Below are 18718 nucleotides of genomic sequence, written 5' to 3'. Positions count from 1 at the left end.
CGGTCAGGCGGAGCGCTGGTAGACGCGGAAGGCGCTGGTCGCCCACGCGGCCATGACGACCGCGAGGGCCGCGAGCAGGCCGGCGTGGCCCCAGAGGGTCGCCCAGTCGGGATGCGCGCTGAGCGCCTCACGACCGACGATCACCGCCCACTCGAACGGGTTGTACGCCGACACGTTCTGCACCCACTCCGGCGACAGCTTCGTGTTCATGATCGCCGAGCTGAGGAACATCAGCGGCAGCGTGATCAGCTGCGAGATCCCGATCAGCGCCGTCTGCTCACGCGCCAGCAGTGCGACCGCATTGGAGAGCGAGCAGAACACCGCGGTCAGCAGCACGACGCCGAGGAGCAACAGCAGGATGCCGACCGGGCCGCCCTCGAACCGGGCCCCGGCCCAGAACGCGATCCCCACGACGACGAGCGACTGCACCACGGCGAGAACCGACTGGTACACCAGCGTCGACACGATCAGGGATGCGCGATTCGTCGGCGAGGTGAGGAACCGGTCCATCACGCCGCGGTCCATGTCCTGGATGTACACCGTCCCGGACCACGCGCTGCCGAAGAGCGCCAGCATCATCACGACGCCGGGCGTGAGGTACTCGAGGTACGTCTGCCCGGCCCCGCCGAAGCCGGGGATGTTGATCACCGACTTGAACAGCTCGCCGAACAGCAGCAGCCAGATCACCGGTTGAACCAGGTTCATCACCAGGAAGACCGGCATGCGCCAGGCCGCGCGCAGCTGACGCCCGGTCAGGAGCAGCGTGTGCGTGAGGAAGGTCGGGCCGCTCGTGCGGCGCCGGGGTGCGGTCAGTGCGGTCGTGGTCATGATGCGTTCTCCAGGACGAACTCGGCGGACTCCTGCGCCCGCGTGAAGGTGCGGCCGGTGTGCCGCAGGTAGACGTCGTCCAGGCTCGGCCGGGCGACCGTGGCGGAGGCGACCGGGATGCCGGCGGCGTCCAGGGCGGCGAGCGCGAGCGGAAGCGTCGCCGCGCCGCTGTCGGCGCGGGCGCGCAGGGTGCGGCCGTCCCCACCGACCTCGCGCAGCGCATCCACTCGTTGGAGAGCCGCCAGGCCGGCGAACGGGTCCGCGTCCGCCGCCAGTTCGACGATGACGGCGTCGCCGCGGAGGTCGTTCTTCAGCTCCTCGGGCGTTCCGCCTGCGACGACGCGACCGTGGTCGACGATCGCGAGCCGATCGGCGAGACGGTCGGCCTCGTCGAGGTAGTGCGTGGTGAGCAGCACGGTCAGGTTCTCGGCCGTCGTCATCCGCTCGAGCTCCAGCCAGAGCTCGGTGCGCGCCTCCGGGTCGAGCCCGGTCGTCGGCTCGTCGAGGAAGAGCACCTCCGGCCGGTGCATGAGACCGATCGCCACATCCAGCTTTCGGGCCATGCCGCCGGAGTACGTCTTCACCTGGCGGCGCGCGTGCTCGGTGAGCCCGAACCGGTCGAGGAGCTCGCGTGCGCGAGCGGCGGAATCCCGGCCGGACATCCCCTGTAGGCGGCCGGCGAGCACCAGGTTCTCGACGCCGGTGTCGGTGGGATCGGACACGGGCTTCTGCGCGACGAACCCGATGGCCCTCCGCACACGGGCCGGGTGCCGGGTCACGTCGATCCCGGCGACGAAGGCGGTACCGGAGTCCGCGCGGGTCAGCGTGGACAGGATCTTCATGGTGGTGGACTTGCCGGCTCCGTTCGGGCCGAGCAGCCCGAAGACGGTGCCCGCCTGGGCCTCGAATCCGAGGTCGTCGACGGCGCGGATGGGCGGCTTGCCCCTCCCGCCGCTGTACGTCTTCACGAGGTGGTCGGCGGCGAGCGCCGGAGATGTTGCGGATGCCATGGTGGCTTCTCTCTTTCTCATTCGGTCAGCCACCGGCGCGGGTATCCTTGAAGAAGCCCTCGGTGACTGTTGACGCAGGTTCCTTGACGGAACGACTGAAGGTGTGGATGGCCGGAGAGTTGCCGCTCTCCGGCCATCGTTCATGTTCGGCCATCGTTCATGTTCGGCCATCGTTCATGATCGGTACAGTTCGGCCGCCTCCTCCCCGAAGGCACCGGCGGCGATGCGCGCGCTCAGCTCCTCCATACCGATTCCGTCGGCGAGCAGCTGATGCAGCTGCTCCCACGAGTCGTAGCCGCCGATCGAGTGGTCGCGGATGCGGGAGGCCAGGTCGGCGACGAAGGCACGCTCCGCTTCGAGCACCGCCACGCGGTAGTGGAACTCGACCATGAACAGTTCTGGCAGCCCGGCCGCCTGCGCTTGCAGTTCTCTGCGCGCGGCAAGGTCGTCGTCGATCCGGTCGCGCCGGCTCTCGAGCAGCGCTGCGGCGATGTCAGGCGGCAGCATCGGAAGGAGCGACAGGCCGGTCTCGATCGCCGGGTACTCCTTCACCGGCACCTCGATCAGCTCGCGGAGCCATTCCTCGGCCTCGCGCCTCCCCGCAGGGGTGATCGTGTACACGACGCGTTCCGGCCGATTGCCTTCGCGCTCCGTCTGGGCGACCTCGATGAAGCCGTTCTTCTGCAGAGACTTGATGACCGCGTAGAGGGAGCCGAAGTTCAGCCGGATGCTGTCCTCCTTGCCGCGCTCCCTCATCGTCGTCGTCATCTCGTACGGGTACATCGGGCGCTCCCAGAGGCAGGCGAGCACCGCGAGCGCCAGCGGGTTCGAAACCGCACGTTTTGCCATGGCCGCTCCTCCGTCTGTCGCTGATGATCAACTACTCTGAGTAGAGTACTCTATTCAGAGTATTGCGTCCACCATAGATATCCGGGGCCGCCGAAGCCGGCCAGCTCAGGCAGGCAGGGCCGGGTGGCTCGCCAGGACCTTGTCGAGCAGCTGGACGAGTTGAGCACGCTCGGCACGCTCCAGACCCGCCAGAAGCTCGCCTTGGACGGCATCGGCGTGCCCTTGGAGCTCTGCAAGCCGCGCACGACCTGCCGGCGTGACGGTCACGACATTCCGACGCCGGTCGGCAGCATCCGCCTCCCGGACAACCAGAGCGTCCGCCTCCAGTCGCACGACGATGCCGTTCACGTTGTTGCGGTCGAGCCCCAGCAACCGTCCCAGTTCGGCCTGGCTGAGCGGTCCGTTCTCTTCCAGGCTGGCCAGCACGGCGAAGTCCGACCTTCCCTCGAGAGGCATGTGCTGCGCGGTCAGGCGCGCCCCGATCGTCGCGACCCGGCCGGCTTGCCAGCTGACCAGGTGGCGCAATGCGGCGGGCGGACGCGTGTCTTCTGTCATGACTTCAGGGTAACAGTTGGCTTAACCAACGAATGATGTATTGTTGGTGGTACCAACATTGGTTCGACCAAGGAGTTCACATGTCCGCCATCACCCCTACCCAGCCCCTCGCAGGGCGCCGTGTCCTCGTCCCCGGCGGAACCGGCGGCGTCGGGGAAGGCGTCGTCCGCGCCTACCTTCAGGCCGGCGCAGACGTCGTCGTGCCCACGCGTTCCGACGAGCGCGGCGCGGAGCTTCGCGCCGCGCTCGGCCCCATCGGCGACTCCCCCCTCCTCCACCTGCCCACCCACGACTACGCGTCCTTCGCCGGAGCGGAGGCACTCGCCGTCGAGATGACCCAACGTCTGGGCGGGATCGACGACGCGGTGGTGCCGGTCGGCGGCTGGTGGCAGGGCGGGCCACTCACCGGGATCGCCGAGGAGGACTGGTCGACGGCGTTCACATCTCTCGCCACGACGCACATGGCGCTGGCGCGGGCCGTCGTTCCGCGCCTGAGCGGGGTCGGTGTCTATGCGGTGATCGTCGGCCAGTCGGCCGAGTTCCCCGTCCCGGGCAGTGGGCTCGTCAGCATGGAGCAGGCCGCGGTGCTCATGATGCAGCGCGTCCTCGCGGCGGAAGAACCCTCCAAGCGCATCCACGCGATGATGCTCGGACCCGTGCGGACGCGGTTCATGGACGGAGACCACGCGTGGGTGTCGACCGACGAAGTCGGCGCAGCGGCCGTCGCGTCATCGCTCGCCACCGGCACCCCGAGCGGCACCATCCCGCTCGGAACGAGCTCCGAAGCGCAGGCCTTCATCCGCGGGTCCGCCCCGGCGCTGATCTCATGAGAACAGGATCCGGCACCGCCCGGTGGATCGATCGCATTCGGCCAGGGGAACCGAAAACCTGCGCATAGCGAATTCGCAGAAAAAATAACGACTTGATAACTAGATGCCGTTACCTCTTCGTTATATAGTTCAAGAGCAATGGTTGTTTGCTGTGGCAGCCATCGCGGAATGTGATTGCAGGACACTCTTGGTGCAAGGGAGAGGGCCGGCCGCTAGCCTCTGCGGTCGGCCCTCGATCTTTTCCCCGGGAGCCGCTCCCGATCACCCTCGACGCCGCCCGTGCTGGCACGGATGCCCGCCCCTCGCGCATGATGGGAAGATGCGAATGCATTGAGCTCGCTGAGGGAGGACGGGTCATGACGGAGAGCGCGGCAGCGGCGTCAACACCCACGAAGCGCGCGCGCGTCAGCGCGGTGACCGCCTGGGAGTCGCTCTTCCGGGCCCAGGTCGCGGTGATGCGGACGCTGGCCGCGGAGTTCCCGACGAGAGACATCTCGTTCAACGAGTACGACGTGCTCTTCAACCTCTCGCGGCAGCCGAACCGTGAACTGCGGCTGCGCGACCTCAACAAGCACGTGCTGCTGACCCAGCCGAGTGTGAGCCGGCTGATCGACCGCCTCGTCGCGCGCGGCCTGGTCGCGAAGTGCCCGGAGCCGTCGGATGCGCGCGGAACGGTCATCCGTCTCACGGACACCGGCTTTGACATGTTCCGGCGCGTGGCGGTGGATCATATGAGAACCATCACAGACCGCGTAGGCGGACGGCTGACCCCCGAAGAACTGGAAACCCTGGTCCGGCTCTGCGACAAGCTGCGCGACGCATCCTGACCATTCCGTCCACAGGCCCAGCGGGTCTTCGCTCATCCCACAAGCTGAGCGTCGACGTCCCGGAGCCGTCACACCGGCCGCGTATCATTGCCGCCACGGACGAATGGTTACTCGGCGAGGGAGAAGACGCATGAGATGGGGATGGGCGCCTGCCTTGGTCGGCTTCGTGGCACTGAGCGGGCTGGCCGGCGTGCTGGCAGCCGCGGCCGTGACGCCGGCCGTGGCCCTGACGGGCAGCGCGGCCGATTCGACCATCAGCGTCTTCGACGGCCTCCCCGAGTACATCAAGGTCGAGCCGCTCGCCCAGGCCTCCACCATGTACGCCCTCAGCAACGGGCAGCAGGTGCCGATCGCGACCTTCTACTCCCAGAACCGCATCGAGGTCGGCTGGGACGGCATCTCGCAGAACCTCAAGGACGCGGCGATCGCCACGGAGGACCCTCGGTTCTACGAGCACGGCGGCGTGGATGTGAGCGGCACCCTGCGCGGTGCCGTACTGACCGCGTTGCACAAGTCGGTTCAGGGCGGCTCGTCGATCACCCAGCAGTACGTCAAGAACATCCTGGTGCAGCAGTGCGAGAACAAGCAGCCTGACCCGACCGCGGCGGAGGCGGTGCAGAAGAAGCAGCTCGCCGCGTACGAGACCTGCTACGACGACGCGACGAAGGTCGACCCCTCCCGCAAGCTCAAGGAGATGCGCTACGCCATCGGGCTCGAGAAGGAGTACTCGAAGAACGACATCCTGCAGAGCTACCTGAACATCGCGCTCTTCGGCGGCCGCGTCTACGGCGTGCAGTCGGCCGCGGAGTACTACTTCGGCGTGGCGGCGAAGGATGTCAACGTGCAGCAGGCGGCGACGCTGATCGCCATCCTGAACAATCCAGACAACCTGCGCATCGACCGGCCGGCCAGCAAGGAGAACGGCGCAGCGAACGGATACAAGGAGACGCTCGACCGGCGCAATTACGTACTCGACCGGATGCTCGCCAACGGCAAGATCACGCCGGAGGAACACGCTGCAGCCCGCGCCACCAAGGTGGAGCCGAAGATCACGCCGACACAGAACGGCTGCATGACGGCGCAGCAGTACAACGCAGCGTTCTTCTGCGACTACGTCGAGCGGATCATCGAGCAGGACGGCATCTTCGGCAAGACCGACGACGACCGGAGGAACTTCCTCACCCGCGGCGGCCTGAAGATCTACACCTCGCTGAACCTGGACCTGCAGAACCAGGCGCAGGCCGCGGTGAGCGCATACATCCCGCCCGCTCACCCCAACCTCGACCTCGGGTCGTCGAACGTCTCCGTCGAGGTCGGCACCGGCCGGGTCGTGACGATGGTGCAGAACAGGCCCTACGACAATACGGCCGATCCGGCGCCGTCCACGACGGCGGTGAACTACAACACCGACTACGACTACGGCGGGTCCGAGGGCTTCCAGACCGGATCCGCGTACAAGGTGTTCGACCTCCTGGAGTGGCTGCAGGAAGGTCACTCGCTCTACCAGACGGTGAGCGGGACGCAGCACCTCTTCCCGCAGACGCAGTTCCACGAGAGCGACCCCTGCAACGACATCGGCGGCGCCCCATGGCCGGTCTCCAACGACGAGGGCGAGTCCGTGACCGCGACAACGGTCATGAACGCCACCGCTCAATCCATCAACACGATCTTCGCCAAGATGGCCACCCAGCTCGACCTCTGCGGCATCAAACAGCGTGCGAAGGATCTGCTGGTGCACGGCGCCGATGAAGCGTCCAACCCGTTCATGGCGAACCCCTCGGCGGTGCTCGGCACCAACTACATCGCCCCCATCACCATGGCGACGGCTTACGCGGGCCTCGCCAACAACGGTGTCGCGTGCAGCCCGATCGCGATTGACAAGATCGTGGACGCGAACGGAGCCGAGCACGCCGTGCCCAAGACGCAGTGCTCGACGACGCCCATCGACCCGCAGGTCGCGGCCGCGGCGATCTTCGCTCTGCAGGGAGTGCTCCGCGGCGGCGGGACGGCGGCCTCCGCCAATCCCGGCGACGGCATCCCGATCTTCGGCAAGACCGGAACGACCGACAACTCGGTCGAGAACTGGCTCGTCACCTCCACGACGAAGGTGGCCCAGGCCACGTGGGTCGGCAACGTCCAGGGAGGCGTGGCCCTGCGCAGTCAGAGCTTCCAGGGCATCGGCGGCGGCAACGTGAAGTTCGCGATCGCGAAACGCATCATCACCTCGCTCGACGCGGCGTACGGAGGCGGCGCATTCCCGTCACCGAGCGGCAAGTTCACAACAGCGCCTCCCGCGCCGAAGCCTGCCGCGCCGAAGCCCGGTGCGCCGGCCGCCCCGGCGCCAGGAGCGGGTGCGGGAAACGGAAACGGCAACGGCAACGGCAACGGCGGTCCGGGCAATCCCAAGAAGCCCTGACGTTCGCGACAGGGCCCGAAACCATTAGGTCATGGCGCCATAAGTGTCTATCCATCTGGACCGATATTCGGACTAGTGTTATGCCGTGGGACGCACTCCAGATCCGAACCGAAAGCCGGAGCTCCTCGGCCGCATCATGGACCACGTCGCGACCGAGCCGCTCTCACGCATGACCTTCCGTAGTCTCGCGAGCGCGCTGGGCGTGAGCACCTACTCCTTCGTCTACCACTTCGGGTCGCGTCAGGAGATGATCGACGCCATCCTCGAGGAGGGTGTCCGCCAGCAGTCCGACTCCCTGGCGGGCATCGATGTGACGGCCTTCGACCGCGAGCAGTTCCGCGACTGGTACAAGGAGGCCTTCCGGCACTCCCTCCGCGAGAACAACCGCACCGGCCTGCGCCTCCAGTTCGAAGCGGGCGCCCTGGAACCGATCGACCCGGACATCGGCAAGCGCGTCACCACCGCGTTCACGCAGTGGCGCGACACGGTCAAGTCGTGGCTCAAGAAGCAGGGCATCGAGTCCCGCCGCGCCGGAGTGCTCGCCCACTGGCTGGTCGACTCGGCGGCCGGTCTCCACTTCGGGTTCCTGATGACGGGCGACCGGACCGCGACCGTGCAAGCCTTCGACGTCTTCCTCGGCGCGTTCCTGCGCGAAGCGTTCGGCGACTGACCGCTTCCGACCGCTGCTGCGCGGCCCGCTACCGCAGCTCGCGGTCGCGCTCGGCCACCGTCTTCACGCCCTCCAGCATCTGGACCCAGTTGGCCCGGGAATGCTCCGCCGCCTCGCGCGTCGGGTTGTTGTCCTGATCGAGGGTGACGCGCGTGCCGCCCGGGATCTCATCCAGCTCGTAGCGCAGCGTGTGGTAGTTCTCGGGTACGTCGGGCTGCCCGCTGAGGGGACTGAAGTGGGTGAGGGCGATGCGCCACGGCTCCTGAAGGTCGTCCAGTTCGATCACGCGCCCGTGATCTTCGAACTGCTTGCCCTGCCATTCCCCGCGCCAAATCACCGCCGACCCGAGGCGCCAGTCGGAGACCAGCTCGGCGCCGAAGAGGATTTCCGGATGCGACCCGTTGCTGGTCAGCACCTCCCACACGGTGCGCCGGGGCGCCGCGATGTCGATTTCCGCCCGCGCCACGTAATTGCCCATCGTCGCCTCCCGTATCGTGTCGCCCATCCCACACCCCACGGGCTCCGCGCACAAGACGGCGTTTCAGCTCAGCTGCGGGAGTAGACGACCGCCTCCCAGGGACGCAATGTCCCGGATGCCGCGGCAGTCACGCCGTCGAGGTTGGCGAGCACGAGCGTGGCGCCCGCCCATCCGGGGAGGTCGCCCGGGTCGAAAGCGGCAGTCGACCCGCTCAGATTCGCGAGCACGAGGAGCGACTTGTCGCCGCCGCTGCGCGTGTACGCGAAGACCTGGGGATGCTCGGCCAGCACCAGCGTGTAGTCACCCGTCGCCACGACCTCCGACCGGTGGCGCAGGTCGATGAGGGCACGGTAGTGCGCGAAGACCGAGTCGTCATCGGAGACCTCCGCTTCGGCGTTGATCTCGGCGGCATTCGGATTGACCGTGATCCACGGGGTCCCGGTGGTGAACCCGGCATGCACTCCGGACGTCCACTGCATCGGCGTTCGCGCGTTGTCGCGGCTGGTCCGGCGGAGCGCCGCGAGCACCGTCTCCGCGGGCTCTCCGAGGATGTCGACCGCTTCGGCGTAGTGATTGAGCGACTCGATGTCGCGGTAGTCGTCGATGGACGCGAACGGCACGTTCGTCATCCCGAGCTCCTCGCCCTGGTACACGTACGGCGTCCCGCGCATCAGGTGCAGCACGGTCCCGAGTGCTTTCGCCGAGGGGATGCGGTACTCGCCGTCGTCGCCGAAACGGCTGACGACTCGCGGCTGGTCGTGGTTGTTCCAGTACAGGCTGTTCCAGCCGACCTCGCTCAGGCCTTCCTGCCATTTCGACAGGTTGCGTTTGAGGTCGAGCACGGTGACGGGGCGGTAGTCCCACTTGCCGCCGGGGCCGTGGTCGAGGTCCACGTGCTCGAACTGGAACACCATGTCGAGCTCGCGGTTGCGCGGGTCCGTGAACCGCTGGGCCTGCTGGATGTCGACCCCCGGCATCTCGCCGACGGTGAGGTAGCGGTCGCCGCGGCCGGCGAACACCCGCTGGTGCATCTCGTGGATGAACTCGTGGATGCGCGGGCCGTCCACGAAGAACGGGAAGGCGTCGCCGTACAAGCCGCCGGCCGGGATCTCGCCGTCGGGCAGGTCGGTGACCTTCGAGATGAAGTTGATGACATCCATCCGGAAACCGTCGACGCCGCGGTCGAGCCACCAGTTCATCATGTCGTAGACGGCGTCGCGCACCTCCGGGTTCTCCCAGTTGAGGTCGGGCTGCTTGCGCGAGAACAGGTGCAGGTAGTACTCGCCGGTCTGCGGATCGAGCTGCCAGGCGGGCCCGGAGAAGAAGGAGCCCCAGTTGTTCGGCTCGGCACCGTGCTCACCCGGCTGCAGGCCGTCGCGCGGGGGACGCCACCAGTACCAGTCGCGTTTCGGGTTGTCGATCGAGGAGGCGGACTCGATGAACCACGGGTGCTCGTCGGAGGTGTGGTTGACGACGAGGTCCATCACCAGCTTCATCCCGCGCGCGTGCGCGCCGGAGAGCAGCTCGTCGAAGTCGTCGAACGTGCCGAAGAGCGGGTCGATCGCGCGGTAGTCGCTGATGTCGTAGCCGTTGTCGTCATGCGGCGACGCGTAGATCGGCGACAGCCAGATCACGTCGACGCCGAGCTCTTTCAGGTAGTCGAGGTGCTGGATGATGCCCTGCAGGTCACCGATACCGTCGCCGTCGCTGTCCGCGAAGCTGCGCGGGTAGACCTGATAGACGACCGCCGACTGCCACCACTTGTCGCTCACGCGCCCACCCTACCGGGCGATGTGGACCCGCCGTCCGCTGCGCGCCGACTCGCGGGCGGCCAGCGCGACGCGCAGCGCCTCGACCGCGGCGGAGACGGGAGCACGGGAGGGTGCGGTGCCGTATTCGATGCACTCCAGCAGGTACCGTGCCTGCTCAGCGAACGCGTTCCCGACCGCAGGCGACGCCTCATCCACTCCGGTATCGCCGATCACCTCGAAGCCGGTTCGGAACGGCTCGCCCTCCGGCAGGTCCGAGACGCTGAGCAGCTGGGCGATCCCGCCCCCGGCGTACTCGATCGTCGTCGCGACCGGCGACCCGAAACCGACGCCGTCGCCGGCGCCGTCGAGCGCCACGCTCGTCACAGCAACCGCTTCGCCCAGATAGCCGGCCGCCTGGTCGATGTCGTGGATGGCGAAGTCGACGAGCATTCCGCCGGAGCGGTCCTCATCGGTCAGCCAGTCGTATCCGACCGGCGCTGCCGAGATCCGCGACGCACGGACTACGCGCGGCCGTCCGACCGACCCGGCTGCGACGCGTTCGGCGAGCGCCGCGTACCCCGGGAAGAACCGCACGACGTGTGCGACCAGGAGGATGCCCGGGGCGCGGGATGCCGTTTCCTCGACGCGCGCGGCGTCCTCCAGTGTCAACGCAATCGGCTTCTCGAGCAGCACGCTGCGTCCCGCCTCCAGCGCCTGGATCGCGAGCTGGGCATGCGAGGCCGTCGGCGTGCATATGGAGACTATGGTGACGGCGGGATCGGCGAGCACCTCGTCGATCCGCGTGGCCCAGCGGGCCGCGGGCGCATCCACCAGGGACGGCTCGCGCCGCGGCGACACCGCCCAGAGCACCGGGACGCCGTTAGCCGCCCATGCGGACGCGTGCGCCTGCCCCATCCGCCCCGCGCCGACGATGGCGACCCCGTGGGTCATCGCACGACGAGGTCGACCCGCGACGGGTCGAACACCGAGTCGAGGATGAGCCTGCCCGCGCCGCGGATGCCCGCCTGCTCCTTGGCGACGCTCACGGCGATGTCCAGCTGGTCGGTGATCATCGGCAGGCAGTCGGAGTAGATCGCCGACCGCACTCCGGCGACGAACGCTTCGGCCTCGCCGAGGATGCCGCCGAGGACGAGCCGCTGCGGGTTGAAGAAGTTCATGATGGTCGCGAGGACCGCGCCGGTGCGCAGGCCCGCCTCCCGCAGCTCCTGCGTGGCACGGGGATGCGCGTCCCGCGCCAGCGCCAGCACCTCGCGGGTGTCGGAGATGTCGAAGCCGGATGAGCGGAGTGCCTGAACGATCGCGGCGCCGCCGGCCACCGCATCCAGGCACCCGATGCGGCCGCACGAGCAGAGCACGGCCGGGGCGCCGGGAACGGTGACGTGGCTGATGTCGCCGGCCATGCCGTGGTGGCCGTGGTAGACGCCGCCGAAGGCGACGATCCCGCAGCCGATGCTCGATCCGGCTTTGACGAAGACGAGCTCGCCGACGTCGGCGCCGAGGGTGTCGTACTCGCCGAGCGCCATGAGGTTGGCGTCGTTGTCGGCGGCGGCCGGCAGCCCGGTGATCGCCGTCAGCTCGGCGGCGACGTCGACGCCGTTCCAGCCCGGCATACGGGAGGGCGACACCATTCGACCGGTCGTGGAGTCCACCGGTCCGGGAAGGCCGATGCCGAAACCGCGGAGCGTCTGGCCCGGCTGCGCGTGCGCCTCCGTCAGTTCGGCGGCGACCTCCGCGATCCACCCGAGGACGGCCGCCGGGCCGGTGGCGATGTCCATCGGCTCGGTCCGGGACGCGAGCACGCGCCCGCTCAGGTCGATGAGCCCGAAGGTGGCGTGGTGCGAGCCGAGATCGGCGGCGCACACCACTCCGGTGGACGCATCCACCTCGAGGGCGCGCGGACGGCGGCCGCCGTGGGAGACGCCTGCGCCGGCCTCGCGGAGATAGCCCGCCGCGATCAGCGCATCAACCCGCTGGGAGACGGTGGACGGCGACAGTCCGGTGCTGCGGGCGAGATCGGCGCGGGAGCGGGAGCGGCCGGAACGCACGAGGTCGAGGATGCCGCCCGGCGTTCCGGGGCCGGCAAGCGCCGACGTCCCCTCGATCGTGCTCGTCATCGCGGCGTCCCCTCCGGGCGGCGGGCTCCGTGCCCCCCGCTGCGTTGAGGATACTGTACCGACTTCGTTCGATATCGCATTAACTAAATTCGATATTGCGGTCAACGTGCATCACTTAGTACGCTCATCGAAACCTGCCCGACAACGATGCGAGGACCCCCGATGACAGCAACGGACGCCCGGCCGATGGTGAGCCTGCGCGCGGTCGACAAGCACTTCGGCGACCTCCACGTGCTGCAGAACATCGACCTCGACGTCGCCGAGCGCGAAGTCGTCGTCGTGGTCGGGCCCTCAGGATCCGGCAAGTCGACGCTCTGCCGCTCCATCAACCGGCTCGAGACCATCGACTCCGGCGAGATCCGGGTCGACGGCGAACTGCTGCCGGAGGAAGGGGCTCCCCTCGCGAAGCTGCGCGCAGAGGTCGGGATGGTGTTCCAGTCGTTCAACCTCTTCGCGCACCGCACCATCCTCGAGAACGTCACCCTCGCTCCCCTGAAGGTGCGCAAGGTCGGCAAGGATGCGGCGCGAGCCCAGGCCATGCAGTTGCTCGACCGCGTCGGGATCGCCGACAAGGCGGACAGCCACCCGGCCCAGCTCTCCGGCGGACAGCAGCAGCGCGCCGCCATCGCCCGTGCGCTCGCCATGCAGCCGAAGGTCATGCTGTTCGACGAGCCCACCAGCGCACTCGACCCCGAGATGGTCGGCGAAGTGCTCGACGTCATGACGTCCCTCGCCAAAGAGGGGATGACGATGATCGTGGTCACGCACGAGATGGGCTTCGCCCGCCGCGCAGCAGACCGGGTCGTCTTCATGGACCGCGGGCAGATCGTCGAACAGGCGCCTCCCGCACAATTCTTCGACTCGCCGGCTACCGCTCGTGCGCAGTCGTTCCTGGCCTCCGTGCTGTCGCACTGACACGCGCCCGCACGAGGACGCGCACCACCTGCTCCACATCACACCCCATCACACCCCCGCCCCACCGAAGTCCAATCAGAAAGGGATGCATCCCATGACCCGCAGCATCCGCAGGAAAGGCGCCGTCGCCGGCGTCCTGCTCGCGGCCGTGACGCTCGCCGTCACCGCCTGCTCCGGAAACACGGCACTGCCCGGCAACGACGCCAGCTCCACCGCGTCCGGTGACTCCGTGCTCTCCGGCGCCCCCGTCGCGAAGGCCGACCTCATCCTCTCCGGCTCCACCATGGAGAAGATCAAGAAGCGCGGCAAGCTGATCGTCGCCGAGGCCCTCGACGCCCCGCTGCTGTCGCAGCAGGACCCGACCGACCCGTCGCAGGTCAACGGCTTCGACGCCCAGCTGGCCAAGCTGCTCGCGACCTACATCATCGGCAAGCCGAACGTGGAAATCGTGCCGCCGGCGTCCGAGACCCGCGAGGCGATGCTGCAGAACGACACCGTCGACGTCGTCTTCAACACCTACACGATCACGGAGGAGCGGGCCAAGCAGGTCGACTTCGCCGGACCGTACTTCGAGTCGGGCCTGGCCGTCGCGGTCAAGAGCGACAACAAGGACATCAAGAGCTACAAGGACCTCGACGGCAAGAACGTGATCGTCGGCGCCAACACGCCGGCCGTCACCGAGGTGCCGAAGATCGCCCCGAAGGCGACCGTCACCGCGTTCGGCACCGACCCGGCCGCCGTGCAGGCGCTCATCCAGGGCCGCGGCGACGCCTACGTGCAGGACTACACCCTGCTCGCCAGCGACGCGGCCAGCGAGAAGCAGATCAAGGTCGTCGGCCAGCCGTTCACGAAGGAGCCGTACGGCATCGGGCTCAAGCACGGTGACGACGACTTCAAGAAGTTCGTCAACGAGTGGCTGAAGACCATCCAGAAGGGCGGCCAGTGGGGCAAGGCGTGGAAGACCACGCTCGGCACCGTGACCGACTCCGATGTGCCCACGCCGCCGGAGATCGGGTCGGTCCCCGGCTCCTGAGCTGCGGGCTCCCAGACCTTCTGCACCAGACCGGTCGGATGCGCGTGGAGGCGACCCCCACGCCCGCGCGCATCCGGCCTTTCCACCCGTCTTCGGACCGTCGGACGAGAGAACGATGAACCCCCTGATCGACAACCTGGGACCGTTGCTCCAGGCGCTCGGCACCACCCTGCTGATGGCCGTCGTGGCCGGCATCGGGTCCATCGTGCTCGGCGTCCTGGTGACGATCGCGCGCGTCAGCCCCATCCCGGTGCTGCGCGCCGCGGCATTCCTCTACGTCCAGTTCTTCATCAACGTGCCGCTGCTGGCGCTGCTCCTGCTGGCGGTGTTCGCGCTCCCGGATGCCGGCATCCTGCTCCCGCTCACGCCGACCGCCATCATCGTGCTCACCGTCTACGAGGCGGCGTACGTCGCCGAAGCCGTCCGCTCGGGCGTCAACACGGTCGCCGTCGGTCAGGTCGAAGCCTCCCGTGCCCTCGGGCTGACCCTGTGGCAGTCGCTGCGGTACGTCGTCGTTCCGCAGGCGCTCCGCGCGGTCGTCCAGCCGATCGGCAACGTGATGATCGCTCTCGCTATGAACACCGCCCTCGCCGCGGCCGTCGGCGTCGTCGAACTCACCGCCGAGGTCAACAAGGTCAATCTCGTCGCGGCCCAGCCCATCCTGATCTTCTCCAGCGCGGGCCTTATCTACATGGCCATCGCCCTCGCCGTCGGCCTCACCGCCGGCTGGGTCGAGCGAAAGGTGGCGATCGCCCGATGACCGCACAACTCATCCCCGATGTTCCTCCGCCCGTCCGGGCGAAGCGCACCAAGCCCCGATACGACGCCGCCTTCATCTACGACGCACCCGGCCCGCGCGGCCGTCGCCGCATCCTGCTCGGCTCGATCGTCAGCGTCGTGCTCTTCGCCGTGATCATCGGGCTGGGGCTCTGGCAGTTCGCCGCCCACGGCCAGTTGGATCCTGCGCGCTGGGCGCCGTTCACCGAGTGGGCGATCTGGCAGTACCTGCTCGTCGGCCTGCTCGGCACGCTGGAGGCTGCGGCGATCGTCGCCGTCCTGGGCGCCGCGCTCGGCGTCCTCCTCGCGCTCGGTCGTGTCAGCCACGTGCGCTGGGTGCGGTTCGTGTGCGGGCTGTACATCGAGATCGCACGGACCGTGCCGGTGCTGCTCGTCATCTACCTCATGCTGTTCGGCCTGCCGCAGATCGGGATCAACCTCCCGACACTGTGGAAGCTCGTCGTGCCGCTGACCATCGCCAACGCCGCCGTCTTCGCCGAGATCATCCGCGCCGGCATCCTGAGCCTGCCGCGCGGCCAGCGCGAGGCGGCTCTGAGCCTCGGGATGCGGCCGGTCCAGGCGATGACGTACGTTGTGCTCCCGCAGGCGTTCCGCAACGTCACGCCGTCGCTCGTGACCCAGTTCGTCAGCCTCCTGAAGGACACCTCCCTCGGCTACATCGTCGCGTTCACCGAGCTGCTGTACCGCGGCCAGGTGCTCGCCTCCTACCTGCACCTCCTCATCCCCACCTATGTCGCGGTGACCGTGATCTACCTGATCGTCAACGGCAGCCTGTCGGCGTTCGCGTCGCGGCTGCAGCGCGGATCGCGGCGGCGGTCGTCGCCGCAGCCGACTCTCCCGACCCTCCCCGCCGTCGCCGCGGTCGAGCATGAGCGCGACGTGCCCGACATCGACTCCACGGACTCCACGAAAGCCGACCATGCCTGACGCCGCTCCCACCGTCTCCCTGCCGACCTCCGACCACTCCCAGCTGGCCGAGCTCGCGATCGTGCGCCGCTCCGGCCTCATCGAGAGCCGTCACTTCGGCAGCCTGGTCGCGCTGGAACCCTCCGGCTCGCCGATCATCGAACTGGGCCAGCCGGATGCGGTGATCCTGCCGCGCAGCACGGTCAAGCCGCTGCAGGCGCTCGGTTGCCTGACGGCCGGCGCACCGCTCGCGGGCCCGGAGCTCGCGATCGCGGCGGGCAGCCACACCGGCGAGGACGAGCACGTCCGCCTGGTGCGCGAGCTGCTCTCACGCGCGGGCGTCGACGAGTCCGCGCTCGGCTGCCCGGTCGACAGGCCGGAGGACGAGGCGACCTTCGAAAGGATGCTGCGCGCCGGCGAGGGCCGCTCCCGCGTCCGCATGAACTGTTCGGGCAAGCACGCCGCGATGCTGCTCGCCGCGGCGACGAACGGGTGGCCGACCGACGGATACCTGGACCCGGCGCATCCGCTTCAGCAGCACATCCGCGACACCATGGCGGAGCTGACCGGTGTAGCCGTCGACCACGACGCGATCGACGGCTGCGGCGCACCGCTCTTCGGCACGAGCGTCCGTGGGATCGCCCGCGCCTTCGGCCGCCTGGTGCAGGCGGAGACCGGTACTCCGTCGCGCGAGGTGGCGGACGCGATGCGCGAGCACCCCTACTACGTGGGCGGATCGGGCCACCCGAACACGACGCTCATGGAGACCGTTCCTGGCGCTCTTGCCAAGGGCGGCGCCGAGGGCGTCATCGGCGTCGCGGCCGCTGACGGCACCGCGGTCGCCATGAAGATCGTGGACGGCAGTCCCCGGGCCACGACCCTCATCGCGCTGCGCGTGCTCGAAGCGCTCGGCACCCCCATCGCCGACGCCCGCTCCCTGGTGGACCTCCCGGTGCTCGGCGGTGGCGCGCCGGTCGGCGCGATCGAGCTCGGCGCAGACCTGACGGCCGCGCTGGAGCGCCTCGCGTGACCCTCGTCGAGATCTGCCTGGACGACCTCGCCGGTGTCCGGGTCGCGGAAGACGCCGGCGCCGATCGCATCGAGTTGTGCGCCGCGCTCGGCGAAGGCGGCATCACTCCGTCGATCGGCACGGTGCGAGCTGCGCTCCGTGCGGCGAGCCGCATCGGCATCCAGGTGCTCATCCGCCAGCGGCCCGGCGACTTCGTGTACACGGAGGACGAGCTGCAGGCGATGGTCGACGACATCCACTCGATCAGGGCCCTCCCCAACCCGTCGGGTGTGACGCTCGGCTTCGTGATCGGTGCGCTGCGCAGCGACGACCGGATCAACGTGGATGCGACCCGCCGGCTCGTCGCCGCGTGTGGCGATGCGCCGGTGACGTTCCACAAGGCGTTCGACCAGGTGGTTGACCGCGCGGAGGCCCTCGAGCAGCTGGTGGACCTGGGCGTCGCGCGGGTGCTCACCTCGGGCGGCTCCGCGACGGCGCTCGAGGGCGCGGACGCGCTGCGGCAGTTGGTGGAGCTCGGCGGCGAGCGGATCAGCGTCCTGGCCGGCGGCGGCGTGCGACCCGCCAACGCAGCCGAGGTCGTCGAACGGTCGGGGGTGTGCGAAGTGCACCTGCGGGCGGCGCGCCCCGTGGCGACCGCGTGTGCGGGGGCGCCGACGGCGTACGACTCCGGCGAGCGCGACGTCACCTCCGGCGACGTGGTGCAGGCTGTCGTGGCGGCGGTGCGCGGCGCCGGCGCTGTCGTCGACGCGGATCGCGAGCCCGTCGCATGAGCGGCCTCCCCGTCGTCCTGGCCGTCGACCTCGGCGGCACCGCCATGAAGGGCGCTGTCGTCGCTGAGGATGGCGTGACGGTCGCCGAATCGACCCTCGCTACCCCCGCCGACGGCATCCTGACCGCCCTCGTGGCCCTGTTCGCCGACCTGCGCCGAACGGCATCCGAAGACGGGCACGACGTGGTGGGTGCCGGCGTCGCGACGCCCGGGATGCTCGACGAACAGCGCGGGCTGGTGCACTACGCGTCCAACCTGGGTTGGCGCGACGTGCCGCTGCTCGACATCCTGCGGTCAGAGCTGAGCCTGCCGGTCGCCGTCGGGCACGACGTGCGCGCGGCCGGACTGGCGGAGCGCAACACCGGAGCTGCGCGCGGGTTCGGCGACTTCGCGCTGGTCCCCATCGGCACGGGGGTCGCCGCTGCACTGGTCTCGTCCGGCGGCGCCGTCACCGGCGCGACCGGCGCCGCCGGCGAGTTCGGCCACATCCCCGTCGTCCCCGGAGGGGAGCCCTGCACCTGCGGGCAGCGCGGCTGCCTCGAGGTGTACATGTCCGGGGCGGGCGTCTCGCGGCGCTACCGCGCGGCGGGTGGCGAAGCCCTCAGCACGCGCCACATCGTCTCGCGGTTGGGGCAGGACCCGCTCGCCGACCGGATCTGGTCGGAGGCGCTGGATGTGCTCGCACAGGGGCTCAACATCCTGACCCTGCTGCTCGACCCTGGACTCATCGTGCTCGGCGGCGGAGTCTCGCACGCGGGCGACGCGCTGTTCGGTCCTCTCGGCGAGCGCATGACAGCCGGGCTGGCCTGGCGGGAGCGGCCGCCCGTGGTGCGCAGCGCCTTGGGCGGCGACGCCGGGCGGGCGGGCGCGGCCCTGCTGGCTTTCGACGCCGCGCGCTAGCCGCATCCGGCTTTTTCC

The 18718-nt window shown here is 69.0% G+C and carries 19 protein-coding genes; 11 read left to right on the top strand and 8 right to left on the bottom strand.

The window, feature by feature from the left end:
• Positions 1-3: 3 nt before the first annotated feature.
• The 4 genes from AB7E03_RS15055 to AB7E03_RS15040 form a co-directional block, all read right to left on the bottom strand.
• Positions 4-828 carry an ABC transporter permease gene (locus tag AB7E03_RS15055; RefSeq protein ID WP_489942151.1) on the bottom strand — a complete coding sequence of 275 codons (825 nt, stop codon included), beginning with the start codon at positions 826-828 and terminating at the stop codon, positions 4-6.
• Entirely contained in the window at positions 825-1838 is a 1014-nt protein-coding gene (locus tag AB7E03_RS15050; protein WP_489942150.1) for an ABC transporter ATP-binding protein, read from the bottom strand. The genes AB7E03_RS15055 and AB7E03_RS15050 overlap by 4 nt, the downstream gene beginning before the upstream one ends.
• 174 nt (positions 1839-2012) lie before the next feature.
• Positions 2013-2687 carry a PadR family transcriptional regulator gene (locus AB7E03_RS15045; protein WP_489942149.1) on the bottom strand — a complete coding sequence of 225 codons (675 nt, stop codon included), beginning with the start codon at positions 2685-2687 and terminating at the stop codon, positions 2013-2015.
• 105 nt (positions 2688-2792) lie between these two features.
• Entirely contained in the window at positions 2793-3242 is a 450-nt protein-coding gene (locus tag AB7E03_RS15040; protein ID WP_489942148.1) for a MarR family winged helix-turn-helix transcriptional regulator, read from the bottom strand.
• A gap of 80 nt (positions 3243-3322) precedes the next feature.
• Here AB7E03_RS15040 and AB7E03_RS15035 point away from each other — a divergent pair, with 80 nt between their 5' ends.
• From AB7E03_RS15035 to AB7E03_RS15020, 4 genes are all read left to right on the top strand, one after another.
• Positions 3323-4072: an SDR family NAD(P)-dependent oxidoreductase gene (locus AB7E03_RS15035; RefSeq protein WP_489942147.1), complete on the top strand. Its 750-nt coding sequence runs from the start codon at positions 3323-3325 to the stop codon at positions 4070-4072.
• Positions 4073-4428: 356 nt separating this feature from the next.
• Positions 4429-4899 (top strand): MarR family winged helix-turn-helix transcriptional regulator, encoded by a 471-nt coding sequence (locus tag AB7E03_RS15030; RefSeq protein ID WP_441783222.1) that lies wholly within the window; start codon positions 4429-4431, stop codon positions 4897-4899.
• A gap of 130 nt (positions 4900-5029) precedes the next feature.
• The gene (locus AB7E03_RS15025) at positions 5030-7315 is read left to right on the top strand and encodes a transglycosylase domain-containing protein (protein WP_489942146.1); all 2286 of its coding nucleotides are present in this window, start codon (positions 5030-5032) and stop codon (positions 7313-7315) included.
• Positions 7316-7400: 85 nt separating this feature from the next.
• Positions 7401-7985, top strand: a complete 585-nt coding sequence (locus AB7E03_RS15020; protein WP_489942145.1) for a TetR/AcrR family transcriptional regulator — start codon at positions 7401-7403, stop codon at positions 7983-7985.
• Between the two features lie 28 nt (positions 7986-8013).
• Here AB7E03_RS15020 and AB7E03_RS15015 read toward each other — a convergent pair whose 3' ends face one another.
• The 4 genes from AB7E03_RS15015 to AB7E03_RS15000 are packed head-to-tail and all read right to left on the bottom strand — an operon-like array spanning position 8014 to position 12349.
• Positions 8014-8490: an SRPBCC family protein gene (locus AB7E03_RS15015; RefSeq protein WP_489942144.1), complete on the bottom strand. Its 477-nt coding sequence runs from the start codon at positions 8488-8490 to the stop codon at positions 8014-8016.
• Between the two features lie 41 nt (positions 8491-8531).
• Complete coding sequence (locus AB7E03_RS15010) at positions 8532-10235, bottom strand: alpha-glucosidase (RefSeq protein ID WP_489942143.1); 1704 nt, start codon at positions 10233-10235, stop codon at positions 8532-8534.
• Between the two features lie 9 nt (positions 10236-10244).
• Positions 10245-11165 carry a Gfo/Idh/MocA family protein gene (locus AB7E03_RS15005; protein ID WP_489942142.1) on the bottom strand — a complete coding sequence of 307 codons (921 nt, stop codon included), beginning with the start codon at positions 11163-11165 and terminating at the stop codon, positions 10245-10247.
• On the bottom strand, positions 11162-12349 hold the full coding sequence (locus AB7E03_RS15000; protein ID WP_489942141.1) for an ROK family transcriptional regulator: 1188 nt from the start codon (positions 12347-12349) through the stop codon (positions 11162-11164). The genes AB7E03_RS15005 and AB7E03_RS15000 overlap by 4 nt, the downstream gene beginning before the upstream one ends.
• Positions 12350-12511: 162 nt before the next feature.
• On the opposite strand from AB7E03_RS15000, the gene AB7E03_RS14995 reads away from it, so the two are divergent.
• The 7 genes from AB7E03_RS14995 (at position 12512) to AB7E03_RS14965 (ending at position 18700) form a co-directional block, all read left to right on the top strand.
• The gene (locus AB7E03_RS14995) at positions 12512-13264 is read left to right on the top strand and encodes an amino acid ABC transporter ATP-binding protein (protein ID WP_489942140.1); all 753 of its coding nucleotides are present in this window, start codon (positions 12512-12514) and stop codon (positions 13262-13264) included.
• 94 nt (positions 13265-13358) lie between these two features.
• On the top strand, positions 13359-14297 hold the full coding sequence (locus AB7E03_RS14990) for a glutamate ABC transporter substrate-binding protein (protein ID WP_441783214.1): 939 nt from the start codon (positions 13359-13361) through the stop codon (positions 14295-14297).
• A 115-nt stretch (positions 14298-14412) separates the two neighbouring features.
• A complete protein-coding gene (locus tag AB7E03_RS14985; protein WP_489942139.1) occupies positions 14413-15057 on the top strand; it encodes an amino acid ABC transporter permease in 645 nt (214 codons plus the stop codon).
• Entirely contained in the window at positions 15054-16022 is a 969-nt protein-coding gene (locus AB7E03_RS14980) for an amino acid ABC transporter permease (protein ID WP_489942138.1), read from the top strand. Before AB7E03_RS14985 ends, AB7E03_RS14980 begins: the two co-directional genes overlap by 4 nt.
• Positions 16015-17031: an asparaginase gene (locus tag AB7E03_RS14975; protein ID WP_489942137.1), complete on the top strand. Its 1017-nt coding sequence runs from the start codon at positions 16015-16017 to the stop codon at positions 17029-17031. The genes AB7E03_RS14980 and AB7E03_RS14975 overlap by 8 nt, the downstream gene beginning before the upstream one ends.
• Positions 17028-17801, top strand: a complete 774-nt coding sequence (locus AB7E03_RS14970) for a copper homeostasis protein CutC (RefSeq protein WP_489942136.1) — start codon at positions 17028-17030, stop codon at positions 17799-17801. The genes AB7E03_RS14975 and AB7E03_RS14970 overlap by 4 nt, the downstream gene beginning before the upstream one ends.
• Positions 17798-18700, top strand: a complete 903-nt coding sequence (locus tag AB7E03_RS14965) for an ROK family protein (RefSeq protein ID WP_489942135.1) — start codon at positions 17798-17800, stop codon at positions 18698-18700. The genes AB7E03_RS14970 and AB7E03_RS14965 overlap by 4 nt, the downstream gene beginning before the upstream one ends.
• The last annotated feature ends 18 nt before the right edge of the window (positions 18701-18718 follow it).

Source organism: Leifsonia sp. RCC_180, assembly GCF_058138205.1.
The sequence above is the reverse complement of the archived record's forward strand: the minus strand, read 5'-3'. Positions and strand labels throughout refer to the sequence as shown.